A 23,143-nucleotide genomic window follows, 5' to 3' on the forward strand; every position below is an offset into this window, starting at 1 on the left:
GCGGCTGGCATGCCCGAGGGAGACACCGTCTGGCGCGCGACCAAACGGCTCGACCAGGCGCTGGCCGGGAAGGTGCTGACCAAGACCGACTTCCGCGTTCCGGCGCTCGCCACGACCGACCTGAGCGGCCGGACGGTGGTGGAGGTCGTGCCGCGCGGCAAGCATCTGCTGATGCGGCTGTCGGGCGGGACGACGATCCACAGCCACCTCCGGATGGAAGGTAGCTGGCATCTGTACAAGCCTGGCGAGCGGTGGAAAGGCGGGCCTGACCACCAGGTGCGGGCCGTGCTGGAAACGGGCTCCTGGGTCGCTGTCGGCTATCGGCTGCCGGTGCTGGAACTGGTCGCGACCAGCGCCGAGGACAGCGTGGTCGGGCATCTCGGGCCTGATCTACTCTCGCCGTCCTTCGATCGGGCGCTCGCGCTGGCGAACCTGGCCGCCGAGCCGGACCGGACGATCAGCGAGGCCTTGCTCGACCAACGCAATCTCGCCGGGATCGGGAATCTCTACCGCAACGAGGTCTGTTTCCTGCTCGGACTGCATCCCTGGCGACGGGTGGCGACGGTCGATCTCGAGGCCGCGGTCGACCTCAGTCGGCGGCTGATGAAGGCCAACCTTCGGCACGGTTCGCAAGTCACCACCGGGGTGGACCGACCGGGCCGGCGGACCTGGGTGTTCGAGCGGCGCGGCAAACCGTGCCTGCGGTGCAGCACGACCATTCGGACCGCCCAGATCGGCGAACCGCCGCAAGACCGGGTCACCTTCTGGTGCCCGCAGTGCCAACCCGAGAACTGACCTGTGGACAACCCCTTCGCACTGCTCTGAGACGGATACCTTCTCTGACGAGATCGAACACCTGTTCGACTCAGAGAGGAGAAGGTCATGATCGACGTCCGCCGAGAGCCGCCCAGCGGGGAGTACGCCGACAGGGTGCTGAGGCTGATCGGATCGCACGGCTGGACCGTCGAGCACATCGGGTCGCCGGACGGCCGGAGGCCGGCCATCACGTCGACGGTCGGGTTGTGCTTGCGCGGGCATCCCGAGTTCGTGGTGTTCGGTTGCGACGTGCTGGAGGGATTCATGCTCCTGGAGCCGCTGGCGCTGGCCGTTGAGAACGGGAAGCGTTTTGAGTCCTGTGCTGAACTGACCGACCTCTCCGCGGGTTCGGAGCGGTTCGGGCTGATCTCTTACCCGAACTCCACCCGGCACCTGCCGACCGTGAACGAGTTGTTCCGCCGGGAGGGCACCGCACCGATCCCGGCACTGGTGCTCTTCAGGTCAGGCCTTCCCGAAACGCCGACGCCACCCGGCACGGCGAGGCGTGCGCGATACACGACGTACAGCGTCGCCACGTACGAGGCGATGCGAGCGGCCGCCCGGGCGGAGGCGCAGTGAGCACGCCGCTGTGCGCCGAAACGGCACCGAACTACGCCGCGGCGGCGGTGCAGGACGCCTGCGGATCAGGCCGCAACGACCTCGGGCTCGATCCTCGTGTGGGCCAGCACCAGGGCTTCTTCGCGCGCCAGGTCCTCGCTCACCTCGGCGAAGATCATCGAGAGCGGCACGTCGAGGGCCGTGCAGATCGCTGCCAGCAGCTCGCTCGAGGCTTCCTTCTGACCGCGCTCCACCTCGGAGAGGTAGCCCAGGCTCACCCGGGCCTCGGCGGACACCTCGCGCAGAGTGCGCCCCTGGCGCAGTCGCTTACGCCGCAGTACGTCGCCCAGCAGGCCACGAACCAGCACCATGAGGTTTCTCCCTTCCGCCTGTCGGACCGAACCTACTCGCACCGTAGCTCGACCGTCGGATCCCACGGTACCCGTTGCAAGGTCTCTACTCCTGGCAACGTCCAGCTTCGGTGCGCCGCTCCAGTCTGCCCTACCTGTGCCCATGCTGGTCTCAACACCCCGATCAGCGGGAATCTTCCGCCATCAAGTCTGCCCCGAGCCGCAGGACCGCCTCGACACTCCCCCAGCGAACGGCGCTGCGGTCCCCGTCCAGAGACAGCTTGCGGACCAGGACCGTGTCCGGACCGGCGGCAGCGACATACACCGTGCCCGCCTCGATCCCGGCCTGCGGATCGGGTCCGGCCACACCGGTCGTGGCGAGGCCGTAGACGGCCCCCAGCCGCTCCCGGACGCCCGCTGCCAAGGCCGAGGCCGTGTCGGCGTGCACAGGACCGACAGCGGCCAGCAAATCCTCGGGAACGCCGGCCAGGGAGGCCTTCAGGTCGGTGGCGTAGACGATCACGCCGCCGCGGTAGACGGCCGAGATTCCCGGGACGTCGGTCAGCGTCGAGCCGACCAGGCCGCCCGTCAGCGACTCGGCGGTGGCAACGGTGGCTTTCCGCTGCTTGAGCAGCTCCACGAACCGGGCCAGGGCGTCGTCCAGTCCGCGGTGGTTTCGCCCAGTGACGGAAGAGATCGGCGGGTTTGCGCCGTCCTGCGGCGCGGGCGGGTCGGCCGGCGTCATGGGAGGGGACGTTTGGCGGCCGCGCGGAGGCGAAGCGCGCGGCCCACGTAGTCGAGACCAGTGGCGATCGTCACGAGGACAGCCGCGGCCATGAACGCCACGGCGGTCCAGTGCAGGACGGCCACCGAGTGCCAGGGAAGGAGGTAGAGACCGAGTGCGATCGCCTGCAGAACCGTCTTCAGCTTGCCGCCGCGGCTGGCCGGCATCACGCCGTGCCGGATCACCCAGAACCGGAGCGCGGTCACCCCCCACTCGCGGACCATCACCACGATGGTGACCCACCACGGCAGGTCGCCGAGCAGGGACAGCCCGATGAAGGCCGCCCCGGTGAGCGCCTTGTCCGCGATCGGGTCGGCGATCTTGCCGAAGTTCGTGACCATGTTCCAGCGGCGCGCGATGTCACCGTCGAAGCGGTCGGTGACGATCGCGACCACGAAGGCGGCCGTCGCGAGCAGCCGATTGCCGTCCTCGGCCCCGGCGTCGCGCAGCAGCAACCAGACGAACAACGGCACGAGCGCGAGCCGCAGGACCGTCAGCGCGTTCGCCACGTTCCAGGCGCTCGGAGCGCTGAGCGGACCGGCGGCCGCGCGCGGCACCGGATTCGTCGGCGGGATCGTCACGCGGTCAGGTTAGCTGCCCGGACGACTTCCTGCGGCTGCACGTGCGCGGCGTACTGCGCGACGAGATCCACTCCCTCGCTCGCCGTCACGGTGGCAGCGACAAGATCTCCGACCGCCAGACCGGTGGGCAGACCGGTCAGCGTGGTGGAGCCGTCGACCTCCGGGCCTTGGTGGGCAGCGCGTCCTTCGGCGGTGTCGCCGTCGATCGACTCGACCAGCACCTCGACCGTCTCACCGATCCGCGCCTCGGCGCGGGCCGAGGTCAGGTCCTCGGCCAGCCGGGTGACCCGGTCGAGCCGGGCCGCGATCGTGTCCTCGTCCAGCTTGCCGTCGTAGGTCTCGGCTTCGGTGCCGTCCTCGTCGGAGTACCCGAACACCCCGATCGCGTCGAGCCCGGCGCGGGAAAGGAAGTCGCAGAGAATGTCCACATCTTGCTCGGTCTCCCCCGGGAAACCGACGATCACGTTGCTCCGGATCCCCGCGGTCGGCGCCTGGGCCCGAACCGACTCGATCAGTTCGAGGAAACGCTCCGCGTCGCCGAACCGGCGCATCCGGCGCAGCAACGGTCCGGACGCGTGCTGGAACGACAAGTCGAAGTACGGCACGACTCCCGGCGTCGAGGTCATCGCGGTGATCAGCGTCGGGCGCATCTCGGCCGGCTGCAGGTACGAGACGCGGACCCGGGTCAGCCCCGGAACCGCCGCGATCTCGCCGACCAGCGTCTCGAGCAACCGCAGGTCGCCCAGGTCCTTGCCGTACGACGTCGAGTTCTCCGACACCAGGAAGACCTCGCGCACGCCGTTCTCGGCGAGCCAGTGGGCCTCGCCGAGCACCTCGGTCGGGCGCCGCGACACAAACGCGCCCCGGAAGGCCGGGATCGCGCAGAACGCGCACCGCCGGTCGCAGCCCGAGGCCAGCTTCAGCGGCGCCATCGGGCCGCCGTCCAGCCGTCGCCGCATCACGCGCGGTCCACTGGCCGGCGCGCTCATCAGGTCCGGCGCGTCGATGGTCAGCTCCGACCGATCGGACGGCTTGACCGCGCGGCCCTTCAGCTCGGCGGTCGCACCGGACGTCAGCCCGTCGATGTCCGCCGCGGCGTCGGTGCTGCCGTTCACCGGCTTCAAGGAGGTGGGGATGTGAGAGCCGTTCACCACTACGTCGCCGTGGCCTGGCACCGCCACGTCGTGGACGCCGGCGCGGTCGGCCGGCGCGAGCGGCAGCAGCTTGCGACGGTCGCGCGGTACGTGCGACTGGTGCTTGGTGCCGGACAGGATCGACCGCAGCTTGTCGGAGATGTCCGCGTAGTCGTCGAAGCCGAGCACGGCGTCGGTCTCGGGCAACGCGTCGGCCAACTGTTCGCCGTACCGCTCAGCCAAGCAACCGACCGCGACGACGGCCTGCGTGCGGCCGGAGTCCTTGTAGTCGGAGGCGGCGAGCAGCGTGTCGACCGAGTCCTTCTTCGCGGCCTCGACGAATCCGCAGGTGTTCACCACCACGGTGTCCGCCTCGGAGGCATCCTCCACCAGCCGGAAGCCACCGGCCTCGAGACGGCCGGCCAGTTCCTCGGAGTCCACATCGTTGCGAGCACAGCCCAGCGTGACCAGGGCGACAGTCGTGGGGTTCGTAGTCATCACCCCGAGTATGACTGCTGGCACCCCCGCGCCCATAACCAACCACCTCGTCCGCTGCCCGAACAAGTGCCGGGCGGCCAGGCTCCACCGCACCGCGGACGAGCCGAATCCCCGGTCTACGGAGCCTTCTGGATCGCGCCGGTGGGGGTGATCAGAAATCGTTCCGACTTCGGGGCGACCTTCTGACCGTTGATCGTGATGACGAGGTTGTCCAGCGAGCCCACGGAGACTCTGATCGAGCCGGGATAGGAGACGGTCTGCGTGGAGCCGGTGCCGAGCAGGCCCTGGAAGAGCTTCTCACCGTGGTAGTTGCGCAAGGTGACGTACGAGCCGTCGCCGGTGGCCTTGAGGACCACGACGACCCTGGCGGCCGGGGCCGGCGTCGCGGGCGGCCTGGGCTTCGGGGACGGCGGCGTGGTGGTCGTCGGGTTGGCAGCCGGCGTGGTGATGGCCGGCGTCGGACTGGCGGTGCGGGAGGCATTCGCCTCGACGTCGCTGGGCAGCGTGAACAGGCGGACCATGCCCCAGCCCATCAGACCGACCAGGATCGCGCCGACCACAACCGCCCAGCGGGGACGGACCGGGTGCAGGCGTGGTTTGCGAGGCTCGATGCGCTCGTCACGGCGGGCACGATCGGGCTCGGTGGGCGGATAGGCCTCGTCGAACGAGGCCAGCAGCGGCGCCGGGTCGGCTTTGACGACCCGGGCGATCGAGCGGATGTGACCGCGCGCGTAGAAGTTGCCGCCGCACCGGGAGAAGTCGTCGGCCTCCATCGCGACCAGCAGACCTGTTCTGATCCGGGTCGCGGCGCTCAGCTGCTCCACCGACAGGCCCGCCCGTTCGCGGGCCGCCGTGAGCTCGCTGCCGATGGTCACGCCCCCACCGCCTCTCCACCGCCCGAGTACCGCACCGATCCGCCGACATCAACTCAACGGCGTTGGCCCGACCGGGTCACGGCAGCGTCAGGACTGTTCCCTGACCGGACATCTCGCGTCCGCCAGCAAGTGCAGCGTCTGGACCACTTCCCCGTTCGACGGTCGCGCCGTCAATCCGAACGGTACCGCGAGAGAGGTCCCGGTGAGGCGCCGATTCGCGTCAGTGGTCCTGCGCGTCGCGGCCGGCATCGCGGCCAGGACCGGTCCGGGGTCGAGCAGGTGCACCGCGATCCGGCCGTCGTCGAGCGGGTGCCGGCGACGCAGCACGGTGACTTCCTCGATCTCGTCCCAGCGGGTGCCGATCCACTCGTCGCCGATCCGCAGCCGGATCCCGACCCGGTCGGCGACCAGCATGTCCCCGACCGTCAGCGCGCGGGCACAGACGATCGCGAGCGCGGCGAACGCGGCCGCCGCGATCCAGCGCAGCACACCGGTCGGCGAGGTGGACGCGGACACCGCGAACCCGATCGCGACCAGCGCGGCGCCGACGGCCAGGCCGCCGTGCACCTTCTGCGACGCGCGCACGGTGAACTCGTTGGCCAGCTCGCCCGGTTCGCCGTCGTACTCGGCGGGGTCGAACTGCGCCGCCTCGTACGAACCGGCGGGGTGCCCGGGACCGGCGTCACGCCGGGTGGTGTCGTGCTGTGTCGACTCGAAGCGTCCGGGCTCGAACTGGCCGCGGGGCATGGTGGTATGGGCCGTCACGGCTCACTCTCCTCGCAGGGTGGCGACGAAGTCCTCAAGGTCATCCGGTTTGACCAGGACGTCGCGGGCCTTGGAGCCCTCGCTCGGCCCGACCACTCCCCGGCTCTCCAGGATGTCCATCAGGCGGCCCGCCTTGGCGAAACCGACCCGGAGCTTGCGTTGCAACATCGATGTGGAACCGAACTGGGTGGACACGATCAGCTCGGCGGCCTGGATCACCAGGTCGAGGTCGTCGCCGATCTCGTCGTCCAGGTCCTTGCTCGGGCCCGCGACAGCGGTGACGTCCTCGCGGTAGGTCGGCTGCAGCTGCTCCTTGCAGTGCTCGACCACCGCGCGGATCTCGCTCTCGGTGACCCACGAGCCCTGGATACGCATCGGCTTGCTCGCCCCCATCGGCAGGAACAACCCGTCACCCTGCCCGACCAACTTCTCCGCGCCCGGCTGGTCCAGGATGACCCGGCTGTCGGCCAGCGACGAGGTCGCGAAGGCCAGCCGGGACGGCACGTTCGCCTTGATCAGACCGGTCACGACGTCCACCGACGGCCGCTGGGTGGCCAGCACCAGGTGGATGCCGGCCGCACGGGCCAACTGCGTGATCCGGACGATCGAGTCCTCGACGTCGCGGGGCGCGACCATCATCAGGTCGGCCAGCTCGTCGACGATCACCAACAGATACGGGTACGGCGTGAGGACGCGCTCGCTGCCCGGCGGCGGCTTGACCTTGCCGCCGCGGACGGCCTTGTTGAAGTCGTCGACGTGCCGGAACCCGAACGCCGCCAGGTCGTCGTAGCGCATGTCCATCTCGCGGACGACCCACTGGAGCGCCTCGGCGGCCTTCTTGGCGTTGGTGATGATCGGCGTGATCAGGTGCGGGATGCCCTCGTAGTTGTTCAGCTCGACCCGCTTGGGGTCGACGAGGATCATCCGGACCTCGTCCGGCGTGGCCCGCATCAGCACCGAGGTGATCAGCGAGTTCACGAACGACGACTTGCCGGAGCCGGTCGCGCCGGCCACCAGCAGGTGCGGCATCTTGGCCATGTTCGCGACCACGAAGCCGCCCTCGACGTCCTTGCCCAGCCCGGCCACCATCGGGTGGTGGTCGTTGCGGGCGGTCGCGGACCGGATCACGTCGCCGAGGCTGACGATCTCCTTGTCGACGTTCGGGATCTCGATGCCGATCGCGGACTTGCCCGGGATCGGCGACAGGATCCGGACGTCGGCCGACGCCACCGCGTACGCGATGTTCTTGCTCAGCGCGGTGACCTTCTCGACCTTCACCGCCGAGCCCAGCTCGACCTCGTAGCGGGTCACCGTCGGGCCGCGGGTGTAGCCGGTGACCTGCGCGTCGATGCCGAACTGGTCGAACACCTCGGTCAGCCGGTCGACGACCGCGTCGGACGCCTTGGTCCGCGCCTTGTGCACCGAACCGGGCTTCAGGATCTGGCCGTCGGGCAGCGTGTAGGTGATGTCGCCGGACAGGCTCAGCTGCTCGACCCGCTGCGGCAGCGGCGTGTGCGGCGGCGGCTCCGGCGCGGACTCGGGCTTGCCCGACTTCGACGAGGCAGCCGAGGCGGCGGCGGTCGACGCGGCGATCGGGTCGGAGGCGTCGTGCTCGCCGTCGACGTCGTACGGGTCCTCTTCGACCGGGGGCTTGGTCTTGCGGCCGCGCTTGGAGATCTCGCGACCCTCCAGCACCGGCGAGTCGTACGGCTTGACGGTGGGATCGCCGTCGTCGTCGAGCGCGGCCTTGGCCCGGCGCTCCTTGCGGGTCAGCCGGACCGTGTCGTCGGTCCCGGCGGTCACCGACGGAGCGTCGGCAGGGATCTCGGTGCGTCCGAGCAGTACGTCGAACGCGGCGCGCACCCGCAGCGGGATCGCGTAGATCGGCGTGCCGGTGACGACCAGCGCGCCGAAGATCGTCAGCAGGACCAGCAGCGGCGAGGCGACGTACTGGGTGAGCAGGTCGGACAGCAGCGACGAGACGACGTAACCGATTGCGCCGCCGGCGTCCTGCAGCGGCGGGTCGCCCGCTTGGCTCGGCCGCGGGATGCCGTGCGCGATGTGTACCAGACCGAGGATGCCGAGCGAGATCGAGGTCCAGCCGATCACCTGGCGGCCGGCCGGGCCGTTGCGGTCGGGGTGGCGCAGCGTGCGCAGCGCGATGAACAGCAGCATCAGCGGCACGGCCCAGCCGAGCATGCCGACGCTGCCGCTGACGACTGTGCGGATCGCATCGCCGACCGCGCCGGGCAGCGTCCACCAGATCGCGGCCGCGACGATCACGGCCAGTCCGATCAGCGCCAGACCGGCGCCGTCGCGGCGGTGTGCGGGATCGAGGTCGCGGGCGCCGTTGCCGACGCCGCGCACGATGCTGCCGAGCAGATGGGCGAAGCCGAGCCAGACCTTGATCAGGCCACGGCCCAGGGCGATCATCGCGGCCGCGAACGGGCCCGCTCCCCCACCGGGTTTGGGCGTGCTGGTCCGCGCGGCGGTGCTGCCACCGCGCTTCGCGCTCTGCCCACGCTTCTGGGCGCCTGACGGACGGGAGCGTCCACCGGCCGCCGATCGCGCCGAACTCGGGCGATTGGCTGCCGACTTCTGCGCCCGCGCCGGGGAAGACGTGCGGGTCGCCATGTCTAGCAGGCTACCCCGAGGACCACTCGAGTCACACGTGTCACACGCCGGTCACGCTGCCCCATCCGTCGTGTCACGGCGTGACCAGGCCGCGGTGTAGCGTCCCCGGGCGGGCGCGGATCGCGGGCGCTGCTGACCGAGTGCGGGATCGCGCACCGCGCGGGACGACTGGGAAAGTCGGGTCCGACGCCGAACCGAAGCGGCGCGACCGGCATCCGACCTCACGGTGCACGAGCCTGATCGAGATGCCGGAGGAACTCGGCGGGATCGTCACCGAGGTCGGCGATGACAAGTGAAGGTGGCGAGGGTGAAGAAGGTACGGGTCCGACTCGTCGCGACGGTCGCGGGTCTGACCGTGGCGGCGGCGATCCTCGGCGGGACGCTGGCGTTCCGGCAGGTGCCTCGGCCAAGCTTCAGCGCGGCCGGGCCGCTGTCGAAGGCGCCGGCGACGCCACCGTCGACCGAACAGAAGACCCCGACGCCGGCTTCGGGCACGGCCGCCACACCGCCAGAGGTGAAGGTCGACCTGGCTCGGCTGCCGCTGGGGCGTGGGCCGCAGATGGCGTACCTGGTCGACCGGACCGTGCGCGGCGGGACCGGGCCGGTCGCCGTGGTTCCCGGCAAGCAACCGATCACGGACGTCGTGCGGTTCGGCGGTGGATTGCTAGTGATGCTCTCGTCCGGCGACTTCACCAGCGAACTCAGGAGACTCGAGCCGTACGGCGAGACCTTTTCTCCCGGCCGGGTGACCGGCGTGACCAGTTTGGTCGGTTCACCCGAGGAGGATCTGGCCGCGTATGCCGTGGAGGGCAAGGGCGCGGTCCACTGGGTCGACTCGCGGGACAGCGAGCTCGTCCAGCGATCGTTGCAGCGGCCCGAGTTCGGGCGTACCCAAGTGCTGGCGGTGCGCGGCGACGTTGTCCATTTCGGTGCCGAGGGCAAGGGATATCCGGCCCCGGAGACCTACTACCGGTGGGATTCCAAGACCGGTCAGGTGACCGCGGTGAAGACCGTCCACAGCCTCGAAGGACTCAACACCGCCGGCACGGCGGCGGCCGATTACCTCAGTGGTGCCGCGCAGACCTTCTGCAGTGCCGTCACCGAACTGGCGACCGGCAAGCAGCGGTTCCGGACCTGCGACTACTCGCTCGACGGATTCACGCCGGACGGCCGAACCGTGGTCGCGAGCGAAGACTTCCGGGGCGGCGGCGCCGAACCGCTCGCGGCGGCGCTGGACTCGACCACCGGCCATATCCGGCGGCAGTGGGTGGGACCCGAGTTCGTGATGGCGGTTGCCGAGGACGACGACCACCTGCTGATGGTGGTCGACTCGGGCGAGCAGACGCCGGTCGGCATCATTCGCTGCAGCATCGCGACCGGGACTTGCGAGGCGGCACTTCCGCTGGACCGGTACGGGCGGGACAACGTCAGACTGCTCGGCGCCCGGACCTGATCAGGTACGCCGTAGCCTCAGCACCTGCCAGACGAGCACATAGACGGCGAGCGCGGCGACGGCTCCCGAGGCGAGCCCGGTGAGCGCGAACCGTACGACGGCCTCGCCGACCAGTTCGTCGGACTCCGCGGCGGCGCGCATCACCGTCAGGGCGGCGAACGCGAGAGCCAGGGCACAGGCAGCCGTCAGTACCACGTACCGGGCGGCGGGGGTGAGTCCGGCTTCGCTGGGGCGAGCGGTCGTGCGGCGCCACCAGAGGAAGAGGTAGATCGCGAGGGCGGCGATGCCGCCGGCGCTGCTGACGTACTGGAGCACGCGGTTGACGTCCCAGGTGGGCGTGATCGCAGCGCTGAGGAAGGACCAGTGCTGGACGAAGTAGCCGTCGCCGTGGGTGAAGGAGTCCCACAGCACGTGGGTGAAGCCACCGATGAAGACCGAGACGACCGTCCAGAAAACGCCAAGGCGCTGAGGTGCCGGGAGTCGGCCCGCGAGGGCAGGCGGCGCCAGGGCGATCAGCGGGCGCTTGAGGAGCAGGTGGAAAACGAGCAGCGCCAAGAGTGCGAGGAGCGGGTCGAGCCACAGCGCTGAGGTGAACTCGTGAGTGAGCGTCAGCGTGAAGTTGCCGTGGATGTAGCGGGTGGCGAAGGTATAGAGCGGGCCGATGTAGAGCAGATCGGGGGCCAGCGCCCCGGCGACCAGCGCTGAGGGCACAAAAGGGTGCCGCAGCAGCGGGAGGACGGCGGCCGGGTGGGCCAGCGGGAAGGGCACCGCCGCAGCGTAGGCGGCTAGGGGCTCAAAGCAATCAATACGGACCGGTCAGGCTCCCGTGACGCCGTCCAGGTGTTCGCGGAGCAGGTCTGCGTGGCCGCAGTGGCGGGCGTACTCGCCGATCAGGTGGATGTAGATCATCCGCAGCGTCGACTCCTGGCCGGCGAACGTGAAGCGGTCGTCGAGCGAACGCCCGGCGACGGACGCGTCCGACAGCTTCCACTCGTCGACGAGCGCCTCGTACTCCGCCTGGGCGTTGGCCGCATCGGTCAGTTCGAAGTCGGCGTCCTTGCCCAGCGCGGGATCGAAGACCGGTTCGGCGGGGTCGTCGGCGAAGTGGATGCGGAACCAGATCCGCTCGACCTTGCGCGCGTGCCGGATCAGCCCGAGCAGCGACAGCGTCGACGGCGGCGCGCTGCGCTCGGCGAGCTGTTCGCCGGTCAGGCCGGCGCACTTGTGCAGCAGGGTGTGGCGATAGAAGTCGAGGTAGCCGGCCAGCAGATCGCGCTCGGGTGCCACGAGCGATCCGGACGGGCGCTCGACGGCGGGGGCAGTCCAAGTCATCCCCGCATCTTGCCCTGCGGCTGCAGCATCGCGCACCCAAATACTCGAGCCCCTGCCTCACACACACCCGAGGACTTGCGTGGCGAGGCGCGCAGCCCAGCGGAGACGTACGCCAAGTTCCCCATCTCACGATCCGGTGCTCAATCTCAAGTAATGGGATTGCTGCTGGCGCACCCAGCCCCTCCATGGTTAACGTCTTCGCCAGGTCATGAGAGCCAGCGACAAGCCCCGGCTAGCTGGACGGCAACCCTCCACCGCGGTGGGGTGCCCCGGGTGAGGACCAGGCCGTGCGGACACCCCGTTCGGCAAGTGCGGATTTCCGGGAGCAGCAGCATGTCGATCCTCTCCATTCTCGAGCCGGCCACCAGCACCGCTCAGCGGCCGCCCGTCGCCCGGCTCACCACCGGCACCATTCCCTCCACCGTCGGCGCCGACCTCCTGGTCCCGCTGGCCGACGGCCGGGTCACCGACTACGCCAACTTCGATCACGGCGCGAGCGCGCCGTGTCTGGAGTCGGTCCGGCGCGCGGTCGAGGCCGCGCTGCCGTCGTACGCGTCGGTGCACCGTGGCAACGGGTACGCCTCCCGGATCACCACCCAGTGGTACGAGCGGGCCCGCGCCGAGGTGCACGCCTTCGTCGGCGCCCGTGCGGACGACCAGGTGATCTTCACCCGGCAGACCACCGACGCCCTCAACCTGCTGGCCAAGGCGGTCCCGGCCGACGCGACCGTGATCGTGTTCGAGTCCGAGCACCACGCGGCCCTGCTCCCCTGGCCCGCCGAGCGGACCGTCCGGCTGCCTGCCCCGGCCTCCAGCAACGCAGCCGTCACCGCAGTGGCCGACGCTCTTCGCCAAGCCCCCGAGGGACCGCGGCTGGTCGTCGTCACCGGCGCGAGCAACGTGACCGGCGAGATCTTCCCGATCGCCGAGCTGGCCGCCGTCGCCCGCGCCCACGGTGCCCGCATCTGCCTGGACGCCGCCCAGCTCGCCCCGCACCGCGAGGTGGACATCGAGCAACTGGACGTCGACTGGGTCACCATCTCGGGCCACAAGCTCTACGCCCCGTACGGCGCCGGCGCGCTGATCGGTCGCGCCGACTGGCTCAACGCCGCCGACCCCTACCTGTACGGCGGTGGCGCGACCGCCGCCGTCACCGGCGACCTCACCGTCTGGAACGAGGGCCCGGCCCGCCACGAAGGCGGCTCCCCCAACGTCATCGGCGCGATCGCCCTCGCGGCGGCCTGCGCCACGATCAGCAAGCACCGCGACGCGATCGAGCAGCACGAGCGCAGCCTGCTCGCCCGGCTGCGCACCGGTCTCGCCCAGATTCCCGGCGTCACGACGTACGACATCTTCGGCGCCGAGGCCGACCGCGTGGGCACCGTTTGCTTCACCGTCGAGGGCGTCAGCTCGACTCTGGTCTCCGCGGCGCTGTCGGCCGAGTACGGAATCGGCGTCCGGGACGGCAAATTCTGTGCGCACCCGCTGGTCGGCCACCTGCTGCAGAACTCCCCCGAGCACGGTACGGCGGTCCGCGCGACCCTCGGCCTGGGCACGACCCGCGAGCACGTCGACCGCCTCGTCGGCGCCGTCCGTGCGCTGGCCGGCCCCGGCCCCCGAACCGAGTACACCGAGTCCGCGCACGGCTGCCAGCCGACCGACGACCCCCGCGATCTCGAGGCTCCCCGGATCTGGTGAACCTCCACCACTCACCAACCCGCTGACACCGGCCGACCCACCGCTCGGCGAGGCCGCCCGCGGCGCCCAGGGGCAACGGTTGGTGAGTGCTACAGCTCCGGCTTGAGACCTGTGTGGTGAGCGGCGAACGCCAGCAGGTCGGCCCACTCCGACGCGACCATGGCGGCGGGTTTCCCGAACCCGTGGCCGGTGTCGACCTCGATCCTGGCCAGAACCGGAGCATCGCCCGCCTGCACGTGCTGCAGCGTGGCGACGAACTTGTGGCTGTGCAGCGGCACCACCCGGTCGTCGTGGTCACCGGTGACCACCAAAGTGGCCGGGTACGCCGTACCCTCGCGCAGATTGTGCAGTGGTGAATAGGCGAGCAGATCCTCGAACTGCGAAGGATCGTCGGGCAGACCGAAGTCCGACGCCCAGCCTGCTCCCACGGTGAACAGGTGGAACCGCAGCATGTCCAGTACGCCGACCCCCGGCAGCGCGACGGCGAAGAGGTCCGGCCGCTGCGTCATCACAGCGCCGACCAGCAGACCGCCGTTGCTCCGGCCGTGAATCGCCAGCTGCGCAGGTGTCGTCACGCCGGTCGCGCACAGGTGCTCGGCGACCGCGATGAAGTCGTCGAAGACGTTCTGCTTGTTCTTCAGCCGGCCCGCGTCGTGCCACTCGCTGCCGAACTCACCACCACCGCGCAGGTTGGTGATCACCAGCACTCCCCCGGCTTCGAGCCAGGCGGCCCAGCCCGGCCGGTAGTCGGCGAAGACCGGGATGCGGAAGCCGCCGTACCCCCACTGCAGCGTCGGCCGCGGTGCGTCGACCGGCAAGTCGCTGCGGCTGATCACGTAGTAGGGCACCTCGCGGCCGGGCTCCACGCGACGCGACACAGTCACCGACGGAGGCGTGTACGAAGCACCGGCCGGCACCAGCTCCCGCAGCACCTGCACAGAGCCATCGACCGCTGACACGGCATAAGCGACAGTCGGCTCGACCGTCGAGGAGAATCCGACGAACACCTCGTCCGACTTCGCGCTGGCGTTCAGAGCGACCAGGCCGCCCTCGCCCAGCTCCACGACGCGCGGGTTCCCGCCGTCCAGGTCGTACAGCGTGACGACAGGCTGGGCGTCGACCAGCGACACGGTGACCAGACCGGACGCCGTACCGTGCACCTCGACCAGCGTCGACGACGCTTCGGGGATCACGTCGACGAACGAAGCGGCCAGGTCGCTGCTGACGATCCGACCGCGCGGAGCGTCGCGATCGGTCCGCAGGATCAGCCGGTCGCCGGCCATCCGGACGAACGTCGCCTCGTAGGCGAACTCGTCGATCACCTTGACCGGCTCGCCCAGACCGCCGTCCTGAATCGGGTAGACCCACAGCCGGGTCCGCGGGTCGGTGCCCTCGAAAATGTGCAGCACGACGTACCGGTCGTCCTCGGTCACCTCGACCTCGAAGTAGAGGCGCTCGTTCGGCAGCCGGAGGACCAGCTCGTCCTCGCTCTGCGGCGTGCCGATCCGGTGCAGCTTGAGCTCGCCGGCGCCGAGTGCCTTCGTCTCGGTGCCCTCGCTGCGACCGCCCGAGGGATAGTGCACGTACAGGTACGCCGACGAGTCCGGCAACCAGGTCGCCTCACTGAACTTGGCCTCACGCACCACGTCGTCGACCGGGTCACCGGTGGCAATCTCCAGCAGCCGGAAGGTGACCCAGTCGCTGCCGCTCTCGTTGACGCCGTACGCGAAGTACTTGCCGTCCGGGCTCACGGTGAAGCTGCCGAGCGAGTCGGTGCCGCCCTCGGACAGCGTGTTCGGGTCGATCAGCACCCGGCCGCCGGTGAGCAGCTCGGCGAGCGACTCCGCGACGTACACGACGTCCTGGGCCTGGGTGCCGTCGTTGCGGCCGACGAAGTACCAGCCGGACTTGCGCACCGGTACGCCGGCCCGAGGCCGGGCCAGAATCGCGCTCATCGTCCGCTGGAACCACGGCCGTTCCTCGTACGACGCGAGCTCGGCCTCGGTGAAGGCGTTCTGCCGGTTCACCCAGTCCTTGGTGTCCGCGGAGTCCGGGTCCTCCAGCCAGCGGTAGGGATCGGCGATCTCGCGGCCGTGCAGCAGGTCAACGACGTCGTCGCGGCGACTCGACGGGTAATCCATGGGCCCAACCTAGCTCGGCACCGGGCCGCCACGACGACGGTTTTCCCTACCGCCTCCCAGTCGGCGCGATGTCCTTGCGCCACAGCACCGCACCCCGCAGGTCGCGCAGCGACACCGTGAAGACCTCGGTCCGCGGATCGATCTCGACGTGGCCGAAGAACTGGTTGCCGCCGCTCGGCGGCTGGTTCGGGAAGTCAGCTGCCTTCACGAACTCCAGCCGGGGCCCGAACGTCGAGTCCAGCGCGTTCGGGCCGAAGGTGCCCGCGTTGATCGGCCCGGCGACGACCTCCCAGAACGGGTCGAAGTCGGTGAACGCGGCCCGCGACGGGTCGTAGTGGTGGGCGGCGCAGTAGTGCACGTCCGCGGTCAGCCACACGGTGTTCTTGACCTTGCGGCGCTTGAACTGGCTGAGCACCCAGGCGATCTCGTGCTCGCGCCCACCCGGAGCACCGGCCAGGCCGTTCGCGACCGCCTCGATCTCGGAACCGTCCGGCACCAGTACGCCGATCGGCATGTCGCTGGCGATCACCTTCCAGGCGGCCTTCGACGCGGCGACCTCGCGGACCAGCCAGGCGGCCTGCTCGGCACCCAGGATCGCGACCGGACCGGCGACGCCCGGCGCCGGGTTGGCATCGCGGTAGGTGCGCATGTCCAGGCAGAACACGTCGAGCAGTGGGCCGTAGCTCACCTTGCGGTAGAGCCGGTTCCGGCCACCCTGGTGGGCGATCGGCAAGTACTCGAGAAACGCCTTGCGCGCCCGGGCCGCGAGCACGTCGACGCGCTTCTCGGTGTACCGGTCGTCGGTCAGGATCTCGCCGGGGTACCAGTTGTTGACGGTCTCGTGGTCGTCCCACTGGCTGACGATCGGTACGTCGGCGTACAGGTCGCGCACGTTGTGGTCGAGCAGGTTGTACTTGTACCGGCCGCGGTACTCGGCCAGCGTCTCGGCCACCTTCGCGACCTCCTCGGTCACCACGTTCTTCCAGACCGTGCCGTCGGCAACCTTCACCTCGGCCTCGATCGGGCCGTCGGCGTAGATGTTGTCGCCGGAGTGCAGGAAGAAGTCCGGGTTGGTCCGGTGCATCGCGCGGTAGGCGACCATGCCACCGAAGTCGGGGTTGATGCCCCAGCCCTGGCCGACGGTGTCGCCGGTCCAGACGAAGCTGACGCCGCGGTTGCGGCCCGGCGTACTGAACGATCCCTGGAGGCTCTCGCCGCGCCGGCCGTACGCGTCCTCGAACGCGACCCGGTAGTCGTAGCGCTGCCCCGGCCGCAGCCCCTTCAGCGGGAGCTGGGCGGTGAAGTCGTCGTCCGGCCCGGTGACCGGGCCGCGCAGCCGGATCGCCCGGTCGAACCGGCCGTGGCTGGTCAGGTCGACGACGAGACGGGAGCGGCGGTCGGTGCGGGACCAGACGACGGCGGAGTTGGCGGTGACGTCCCCGCTCATCAGGCCCGACGGCAGGGCCGGACGATCACGCCGTACGACGGACGGCACGGCGGCAGCGGCGGCGACGCCGGGAACGGCGAGCGAGGCACTCGCCACGGTGGATGCGGCCAAGAGCTGGCGGCGGCTCAGGTTCATGCTGCCGAAGGTGCTCCTCGCGGGTGACCGCCGCGTGACGGCGAGGCGAACTGCCTGACAACTCAGCCGCGCTGCTTCGGGCTTGTGCCGGACCCGATGATGGAGACAGTTGCCCGGGAAGGGACGATTCACCGCATGAGCAGGGAACGACGTCTCACCCAGGTCTTCGTCGAGCTGGCCGACACACTCGTCGACGAGTTCGACCTGGTCGACTTTCTCGGCATGCTCGCCGAGGCGACGGTCGAGCTGCTGTCGGTGGACGCCGCCGGGCTGATGCTGGCCGACGACCACGGCGTACTGCACGTGATGGCGTCGTCGGACGACCAGACCGAGCTGCTGGAGCTGTTCGAGCTGCAGCAGGATCAGGGACCGTGCCTGGACGCCTTCCGCACCGGACAGCCGGTGATCGACGCGGACATCTCGCGCTGGCCGGAGTTCGCCGCGACCGCCACTGCCGGTGGCTACCTGTCCGCGCACGCCCTGCCGCTGCGGCTGCGCGGGAAGATCATCGGCGCGATGAACCTGTTCCGTTGCGACGTCGCGCCGCTGGACCCCGACGAGGCCGCGCTCGGGCAGGCGCTCGCCGACATGGCGACGATCGGCCTGCTGCACGAGCGTGAGATGCGCGGCTACATCGAGCTGACCGCCCAGCTCGAGCACGCTCTGGACAGCCGCGTCGTGATCGAGCAGGCCAAGGGAATGCTGGCCGAACGGACCGGCCTGACCCTGGCCGCGGCCTTCACCACGATGCGTTCGCACGCCCGTCGCACCGGGCAGGGGCTGACCACCGTGGCCCGGGCAGTGCTCGACGGCTCGCTGCAAACTTGTGCACTGCCTGCCCATTAGTTGCGTGTCGCGTCCCGCCGTGGTTCCGTTGAGGTTCAGACAGCCACTTACTCGTGGCGCTGCCCCGGACCCGGTAGCGCATCGACTGATGCACTCCCAGGGAACGAGGCGTTTCTTTTGTCACAGGCCATCACCGATGACTCGCGTCCGCAGCAGCGATTCACCAGTCTCTACACCGATCTGTCCCACACCGTGCGGGACCTCGGGCTGTTGCGCCGCCGGCAGGGCTACTACTGGACCCAGATCGGGTTCGTGGTGGCCGCGCTCGCCGGAATCGTCACCGGCTTCGTGCTGCTCGGCAACTCCTGGTTCCAGCTGCTGATGGCCGGTGCCTTGGCCTTGGTCCTGGTCCAGGTCGCATTCCTCAGCCACGACAGCGCCCACCGGCAGATCTTCGACTCCGCGGCGTGGAACGAGTGGACCGCACGGATCCTGGCCGGCGGCCTGGCCGGCATGAGCATCCACTGGTGGCGCGGCAAGCACAACAAACACCACAACGCGCCCAACCAGCTCGGCAAGGACCCCGACATCGCGATCGGCGTGATCGCGTTCACCCCCGACCACGTCGCGCGCCGGACCGGACTGGTCAAGTGGCTCGGTGACCGGCAGGGCTGGCTGTTCTTCCCGCTGCTGACGCTCGAGGGCTTGAGCCTGCATGTCGCCGGGCTGCAGCACGGGTTCCGCCGTGGCGCGAGCAAGGTGGAGCGCGTGGAGGCCGGCGTCATCGTCTCCCGCCTCGGTCTGTACGTCGCCGCGCTGTTCCTGGTCCTGCCGCCCGGCAAGGCGGCCGCGTTCCTGGGTCTGCAGCTCGCCGTCTTCGGCGTGTTCCTCGGCGCGTCGTTCGCCCCGAACCACAAGGGCATGCCGCTGGTCCCCGCCACCATGAAGCTGGACTTCCTGCGCCGCCAGGTGCTGATGTCACGCAACATCCGCGGCGGCGTCGTGGTCGACTTCCTGATGGGCGGCCTGAACTACCAGGTCGAGCACCATCTGTTCCCGAGCATGCCCCGCCCGCACCTGCGGCACGTGCAGCCGATCGTGCGCGAGTACTGCGCCAAGCACAACGTGAAGTACACCGAGGTCGGCCTCGGCGAGTCGTACAAGATCGTCATCGACTACCTGAACAACGTCGGCCTGCGCGCCCGCGATCCGTTCCAGTGCCCGCTGACCGCGGCGTACCGGACCCGCTAGGCCGGCGGAATCTCCCCTGACCCACGAATGGTGAGCTTGACCGGGACGCGCACCGTGCGTCCCGGGCGGTGCGGCTCGGGCAGGCGTTCGGTCATCAGCTGGATCGCGGTCCTAGCCATCACGTCAGCCGACTGCGCGACCGCGGTGAGCCCCGGGCTGAGCAGGTCGCCCAGTGCCAGGTCGTCGAACGAGACGAGCGCGACGCGGTCGCGGCGTCCGGCCATCCCGCGCAGCACCTCGGCGGTGGTCATGTTGTTGGCCGACAGCAACGCGGTCGCCGGCTCCGGCCGGTCCAGTACGGCGGACAGCGTGATCCCGATGCCTTCGGTCGTCGGCTCCGACAAGTGCACCAGGTCCTCGTCGACCTCGATCCGGTGCCGGGCCATCGCCGCGCGGTAGGCAACGACACGCTCCCGGGCGGTGAAGATCCGCTCGTCGTCGCCCAGATACGCGATCCGGCGGTGCCCCTGGCGGACCAGGTGGTCGATCGCCTGGTCGATGCCACCGGCGTTGTCGGCCAGGACGGCGTCCGCCTCGATGCCGTGCGCGGGACGGTCGATCGTGACGACCGCCATCCCGGCGTCCACGTGCGGCGCCAGGTAGTCCTGGGTCTCCCCGATCGGCGCCATGATCAGCGCGTCGGGCCGCCGGGCGACGAACTCCAGGCAGACGTCGCGCTCGCGGTCGGGATCCTCGTCGGTCAGGCCGATCATCACGACCGAGCCGCTGGAACGGGCCCACAGCTCGACCGCGCGCCCGAGCGAGGCGAAGAACGGGTCACCGATGTCGCGGATGACCACCGCGATCGTGCCGGTCCGGCCGCGGCGAAGCATCCGGGCCGACTCGTTCGGCGTGTAGTTGAGTTCCTTGATCGCCGCCTGGACCTTGGCAGTCAGCTCGGGGCTGACGTTCGGCTCCTCGTTGACCACCCGCGACACGGTCTTCAGCGCCACGCCCGCTCGCGCCGCGACCTCTTTCATGGTGGGCCGGCGCTGCCCGGCTCCATTGACACCAGTGACGCTCATGCCTGGCCCACCCCTTCCACCGCTGGTCAGCTCTCCACGACGACCGGGATGATCATCGGCCGTCTGCGGTGAGTATCGCTCACCCATTTGCCGACCACCCGGCGAATCACCTGCTGCAGCTGGTACATGTCGTCCACCCCGCTGCCGATCGCCTTCTCGATCTCCGCCTCGATCTTCGGTTTCAGGTCGTCGAAGACGGTGTCGTCCTCGGCGAACCCGCGGGCCTGGATCTCCGGTCCCGCGGTCAGTTTGCCGGTCACGGAGTCCATCACGGCGATCACCGAGATGAAACCCTCGTCGCCGAGGATCCGCCGGTCCTTCAGCGACGTCTCGGTGATGTCGCCGACCGTCGAGCCGTCCACGAACACGTAACCGCACTCGACCTTGCCGGCCACCACCGCCTTGCCGCCGACCAGGTCGACCACCACGCCGTCCTCGACGACCACGACGTTCTCGGCCGGTACGCCGGTCTGCCGGGCCAGCGCGGCGTTCGCGTGCAGGTGCCGGATCTCGCCGTGCACCGGCATCACGTTGCGCGGCTTGACGATGTTGTAGCAGTAGAGCAGCTCACCGGCCGACGCGTGACCGGACACGTGCACCAGCGCGTTGCCCTTGTGGATCACGTTCGCGCCGTGCCGGGTCAGGCCGTTGATCACCCGGTAGACCGAGTTCTCGTTGCCCGGGATCAGCGAGGAGGCCAGGACGACGGTGTCGCCGGGCTGGATGTGCACGACGTGGTGGTCGTTGGCCGCGATCCGCGACAGCGCCGACATCGGCTCGCCCTGCGACCCGGTGGACACCAGCACCACCTGCTCGGGCGGGTAGTCGTCCAGCTCGCGCATGTCGATCAGCGTCTCGCCGGGCACGTTCAGGAAGCCGAGGTCGCGCGCGACGGCCATGTTGCGGACCATCGAGCGGCCGACGTAGGCGACCTTGCGGTGGTGCTTGACCGCGGCGTCCATCACCTGCTGGACGCGGTGCACGTGACTGGCGAAGCAGGCCACGATGATGCGCTGGTTCTTCGCGTTGGTGAAGACGCGGTCCAGCACCGGCGCGATGTCGCGCTCGTGGGTGGTGAAGCCGGGCACCTCGGAGTTGGTGGAGTCGACGCAGAACAGGTCGACGCCCTCCTCCCCCAGCCGGGCGAACGCGCGCAGGTCGGTGATCCGGTTGTCCAGCGGCAGCTGGTCCATCTTGAAGTCGCCGGTGTGCAGGACCATTCCGGCCGGGGTCCGGATCGCCACCGCCAGCGCGTCCGGGATCGAGTGGTTGACCGCGACGAACTCGCACTCGAAGGGCCCGAGCCGGACCGTCTCGCCCTCGACCACGGTCTGCTGCGGCACGTTGCGGTGCCGGTGCTCCCTGAGCTTGCCGTCGAGCAGGGCCAGCGTGAGCTGCGATCCGAGCACCGGGATGTCGCCGCGCTCGCGCAGCAGGTACGGCAGGCCGCCGATGTGGTCCTCGTGCCCGTGGGTCAGGACGACCGCCACGATGTCGTGCAAACGCTCCCGGATCGGCTGGAAGTCCGGGAGGATCAGGTCGACACCGGGCTGGTTTTCGTCCGGGAACAGCACACCGCAGTCGACGATCAGCAGCTTGCCGTCGTACTCGAAGACGGTCATGTTGCGACCGACCTCGCCGAGGCCGCCGAGCGGGATCACCCGCAGCGCGCCGGGGGCCAGTGGTTCCGGGGCGGCCAGGTCGGGGTGGGGATGACTCATGCAACCAGTCCTGACGTCTTGAGATCGGTGGTGAGCGCGTCCACCTGCGCGGTGGTGGCCTCGACCAGGGGCAGCCGGACGGTCGCGTGCTCGATCACGCCGAGCAGCTTCAGCGCGGCCTTCACCATGATCGCGCCCTGGGTCCGGGTCATGATCGCCTCGACCGCCGGGATCAGCCGCCGGTCGATCTCCCGCGCCGTGACCAGGTCCTGCGCGACCGCGGCGTCGATCAACTGCCGGTACGCCGGGCTGGCGGCGTGCGCGACCACGCTGGCGATGCCGACCGCGCCGATCGACAGCCAGGCGAGGTTGAGCTCGTCGGCGCCGCAGTAGTAGGCCAGGTCGGTGCTGGCCATCACCTTGGTGGCGGCGGCGACGTCGCCCTTGGCGTCCTTGACCGCGACGATGCGCGGGTGGTCGGCCAGGGCGATCAGCGTCTCGGTCCGGATCTCGACGCCGGACCGGCCGGGGATGTCGTACAGCAGGTTCGGCAGGCCGGTCGCGTCGGCGACGGCGGTGAAGTGCGCCTTCAGGCCTTCCTGCGGAGGCTTGTTGTAGTACGGCGTGACGACGAGCAGCCCGTGCGCGCCCGCGGCTTCGGCGGCCTTGGCCAGCTCGACGGTGTGGGCGGTGTCGTTGGTGCCGACGCCGGCGATGACGCGCGCGCGATCACCGACGGCCTCCAGGACGGCGCGGACCAACTGGTCCTTCTCGGCGTCGGAGGTGGTCGGCGCTTCGCCGGTGGTGCCGTTGACGATCAGCGCGTCGTTGCCCTGGTCGGCCAGGTGTGCGGCGACCTTCTGCGCAGCGTCCAGATCGAGTGAGCCGTCGGGCCCGAACGGGGTGATCATCGCGGTGGTCAGCCGGCCGAACGGCGGCTCCACCACGGCGGAGGTTGCGCTTGAGGACATGGGGGTCAGATTACCGCTCCGAGCGCCTCAGGAAATGAGTAGGCCTGGTGGCTGTCCGCTCGGGGGTCCGGGCAGCCACCAGGCTCACTCGTCCTATCGGGCCGGCCCCAGGAGTCGTTACAGCAATCGGCGAAAAAGTCAGAAAAACTTTTTGGAAATACGCTGCGTCGATCGATTTCACTCTCCGCAGCGAAATCCGGCCCCGCTGCGCGGCACAAAGGTGTCACGGTCAGATTCCTGCCACGCCGG

The 23,143-nt window shown here is 69.8% G+C and carries 20 protein-coding genes and 1 riboswitch; of the genes, 6 read left to right on the forward strand and 14 right to left on the reverse strand.

All coding sequences use genetic code 11. From position 1 onward, the window contains the following. The first annotated feature begins 9 nt into the window (after window positions 1-9). Both BWI15_RS23980 and BWI15_RS23985 read left to right on the forward strand, forming a co-directional pair. Complete coding sequence (locus tag BWI15_RS23980) at window positions 10-795, forward strand: Fpg/Nei family DNA glycosylase (protein WP_077016702.1); 786 nt, start codon at window positions 10-12, stop codon at window positions 793-795. Between the two features lie 87 nt (window positions 796-882). Further along, entirely contained in the window at window positions 883-1,395 is a 513-nt protein-coding gene (locus BWI15_RS23985; RefSeq protein WP_077016703.1) for a DUF4262 domain-containing protein, read from the forward strand. Window positions 1,396-1,460: 65 nt separating this feature from the next. Here the strand turns inward: BWI15_RS23985 and BWI15_RS23990 are convergent, their stop codons facing one another. The 7 genes from BWI15_RS23990 to BWI15_RS24020 form a co-directional block, all read right to left on the reverse strand. Continuing rightward, window positions 1,461-1,745 carry a helix-turn-helix domain-containing protein gene (locus BWI15_RS23990; protein ID WP_077016704.1) on the reverse strand — a complete coding sequence of 95 codons (285 nt, stop codon included), beginning with the start codon at window positions 1,743-1,745 and terminating at the stop codon, window positions 1,461-1,463. A 163-nt stretch (window positions 1,746-1,908) separates the two neighbouring features. Then, entirely contained in the window at window positions 1,909-2,469 is a 561-nt protein-coding gene (locus BWI15_RS23995) for a CinA family protein (protein WP_083750967.1), read from the reverse strand. Then, window positions 2,466-3,089: a CDP-diacylglycerol--glycerol-3-phosphate 3-phosphatidyltransferase gene (pgsA, locus tag BWI15_RS24000; protein WP_237771432.1), complete on the reverse strand. Its 624-nt coding sequence runs from the start codon at window positions 3,087-3,089 to the stop codon at window positions 2,466-2,468. The genes BWI15_RS23995 and pgsA overlap by 4 nt, the downstream gene beginning before the upstream one ends. Continuing rightward, window positions 3,086-4,720 (reverse strand): 30S ribosomal protein S12 methylthiotransferase RimO, encoded by a 1,635-nt coding sequence (gene rimO / locus BWI15_RS24005; RefSeq protein WP_077016705.1) that lies wholly within the window; start codon window positions 4,718-4,720, stop codon window positions 3,086-3,088. Before rimO ends, pgsA begins: the two co-directional genes overlap by 4 nt. A gap of 116 nt (window positions 4,721-4,836) precedes the next feature. Next, window positions 4,837-5,595 carry a helix-turn-helix domain-containing protein gene (locus BWI15_RS24010; protein ID WP_077016706.1) on the reverse strand — a complete coding sequence of 253 codons (759 nt, stop codon included), beginning with the start codon at window positions 5,593-5,595 and terminating at the stop codon, window positions 4,837-4,839. An 87-nt stretch (window positions 5,596-5,682) separates the two neighbouring features. Next, entirely contained in the window at window positions 5,683-6,360 is a 678-nt protein-coding gene (locus tag BWI15_RS24015; RefSeq protein ID WP_077016707.1) for a hypothetical protein, read from the reverse strand. Window positions 6,361-6,363: 3 nt separating this feature from the next. Next, window positions 6,364-8,994, reverse strand: a complete 2,631-nt coding sequence (locus BWI15_RS24020; RefSeq protein ID WP_202817716.1) for an FtsK/SpoIIIE family DNA translocase — start codon at window positions 8,992-8,994, stop codon at window positions 6,364-6,366. A 307-nt stretch (window positions 8,995-9,301) separates the two neighbouring features. On the opposite strand from BWI15_RS24020, the gene BWI15_RS24025 reads away from it, so the two are divergent. Then, window positions 9,302-10,447: a hypothetical protein gene (locus BWI15_RS24025; RefSeq protein WP_143465792.1), complete on the forward strand. Its 1,146-nt coding sequence runs from the start codon at window positions 9,302-9,304 to the stop codon at window positions 10,445-10,447. Here the strand turns inward: BWI15_RS24025 and BWI15_RS24030 are convergent, their stop codons facing one another. Together BWI15_RS24030 and BWI15_RS24035 are read right to left on the reverse strand one after the other, a co-directional pair. Further along, on the reverse strand, window positions 10,448-11,215 hold the full coding sequence (locus BWI15_RS24030) for a DUF4184 family protein (RefSeq protein ID WP_077016710.1): 768 nt from the start codon (window positions 11,213-11,215) through the stop codon (window positions 10,448-10,450). It abuts the gene before it with no gap. Between the two features lie 48 nt (window positions 11,216-11,263). Beyond that, window positions 11,264-11,779, reverse strand: a complete 516-nt coding sequence (locus BWI15_RS24035; protein WP_077016711.1) for a DinB family protein — start codon at window positions 11,777-11,779, stop codon at window positions 11,264-11,266. Between the two features lie 204 nt (window positions 11,780-11,983). Further along, window positions 11,984-12,097, forward strand: a riboswitch (SAM riboswitch). Between the two features lie 15 nt (window positions 12,098-12,112). Between BWI15_RS24035 and BWI15_RS24040 the strand changes: the two genes are divergently transcribed. Beyond that, window positions 12,113-13,477 carry an aminotransferase class V-fold PLP-dependent enzyme gene (locus BWI15_RS24040; protein WP_083750969.1) on the forward strand — a complete coding sequence of 455 codons (1,365 nt, stop codon included), beginning with the start codon at window positions 12,113-12,115 and terminating at the stop codon, window positions 13,475-13,477. Window positions 13,478-13,566: 89 nt separating this feature from the next. Here BWI15_RS24040 and BWI15_RS24045 read toward each other — a convergent pair whose 3' ends face one another. Further along, entirely contained in the window at window positions 13,567-15,618 is a 2,052-nt protein-coding gene (locus BWI15_RS24045) for a prolyl oligopeptidase family serine peptidase (RefSeq protein WP_077016712.1), read from the reverse strand. 46 nt (window positions 15,619-15,664) lie between these two features. Continuing rightward, entirely contained in the window at window positions 15,665-17,200 is a 1,536-nt protein-coding gene (locus tag BWI15_RS24050) for an alkaline phosphatase D family protein (protein WP_077016713.1), read from the reverse strand. A gap of 135 nt (window positions 17,201-17,335) precedes the next feature. On the opposite strand from BWI15_RS24050, the gene BWI15_RS24055 reads away from it, so the two are divergent. Both BWI15_RS24055 and BWI15_RS24060 read left to right on the forward strand, forming a co-directional pair. Further along, window positions 17,336-18,046, forward strand: a complete 711-nt coding sequence (locus tag BWI15_RS24055) for a GAF and ANTAR domain-containing protein (protein ID WP_077016714.1) — start codon at window positions 17,336-17,338, stop codon at window positions 18,044-18,046. 117 nt (window positions 18,047-18,163) lie between these two features. Further along, complete coding sequence (locus tag BWI15_RS24060; RefSeq protein WP_077016715.1) at window positions 18,164-19,237, forward strand: fatty acid desaturase family protein; 1,074 nt, start codon at window positions 18,164-18,166, stop codon at window positions 19,235-19,237. On the opposite strand, the gene BWI15_RS24065 is transcribed toward BWI15_RS24060, so the two are convergent. From BWI15_RS24065 to dapA, 3 genes are read right to left on the reverse strand one after another with little or no spacing between them, the layout of a single operon-like run. Then, entirely contained in the window at window positions 19,234-20,262 is a 1,029-nt protein-coding gene (locus tag BWI15_RS24065; RefSeq protein ID WP_077016716.1) for a LacI family DNA-binding transcriptional regulator, read from the reverse strand. The genes BWI15_RS24060 and BWI15_RS24065 overlap by 4 nt on opposite strands. Window positions 20,263-20,288: 26 nt before the next feature. Next, the gene (locus BWI15_RS24070; RefSeq protein WP_077016717.1) at window positions 20,289-21,983 is read right to left on the reverse strand and encodes a ribonuclease J; all 1,695 of its coding nucleotides are present in this window, start codon (window positions 21,981-21,983) and stop codon (window positions 20,289-20,291) included. Continuing rightward, window positions 21,980-22,870, reverse strand: coding sequence for a 4-hydroxy-tetrahydrodipicolinate synthase (dapA, locus tag BWI15_RS24075; RefSeq protein WP_441327726.1), 891 nt, complete (start codon window positions 22,868-22,870; stop codon window positions 21,980-21,982). Before dapA ends, BWI15_RS24070 begins: the two co-directional genes overlap by 4 nt. Between the last annotated feature and the right edge of the window lie 273 nt (window positions 22,871-23,143).

Source organism: Kribbella sp. ALI-6-A (genome assembly GCF_001984195.1).
GTDB lineage: Bacteria > Actinomycetota > Actinomycetes > Propionibacteriales > Kribbellaceae > Kribbella.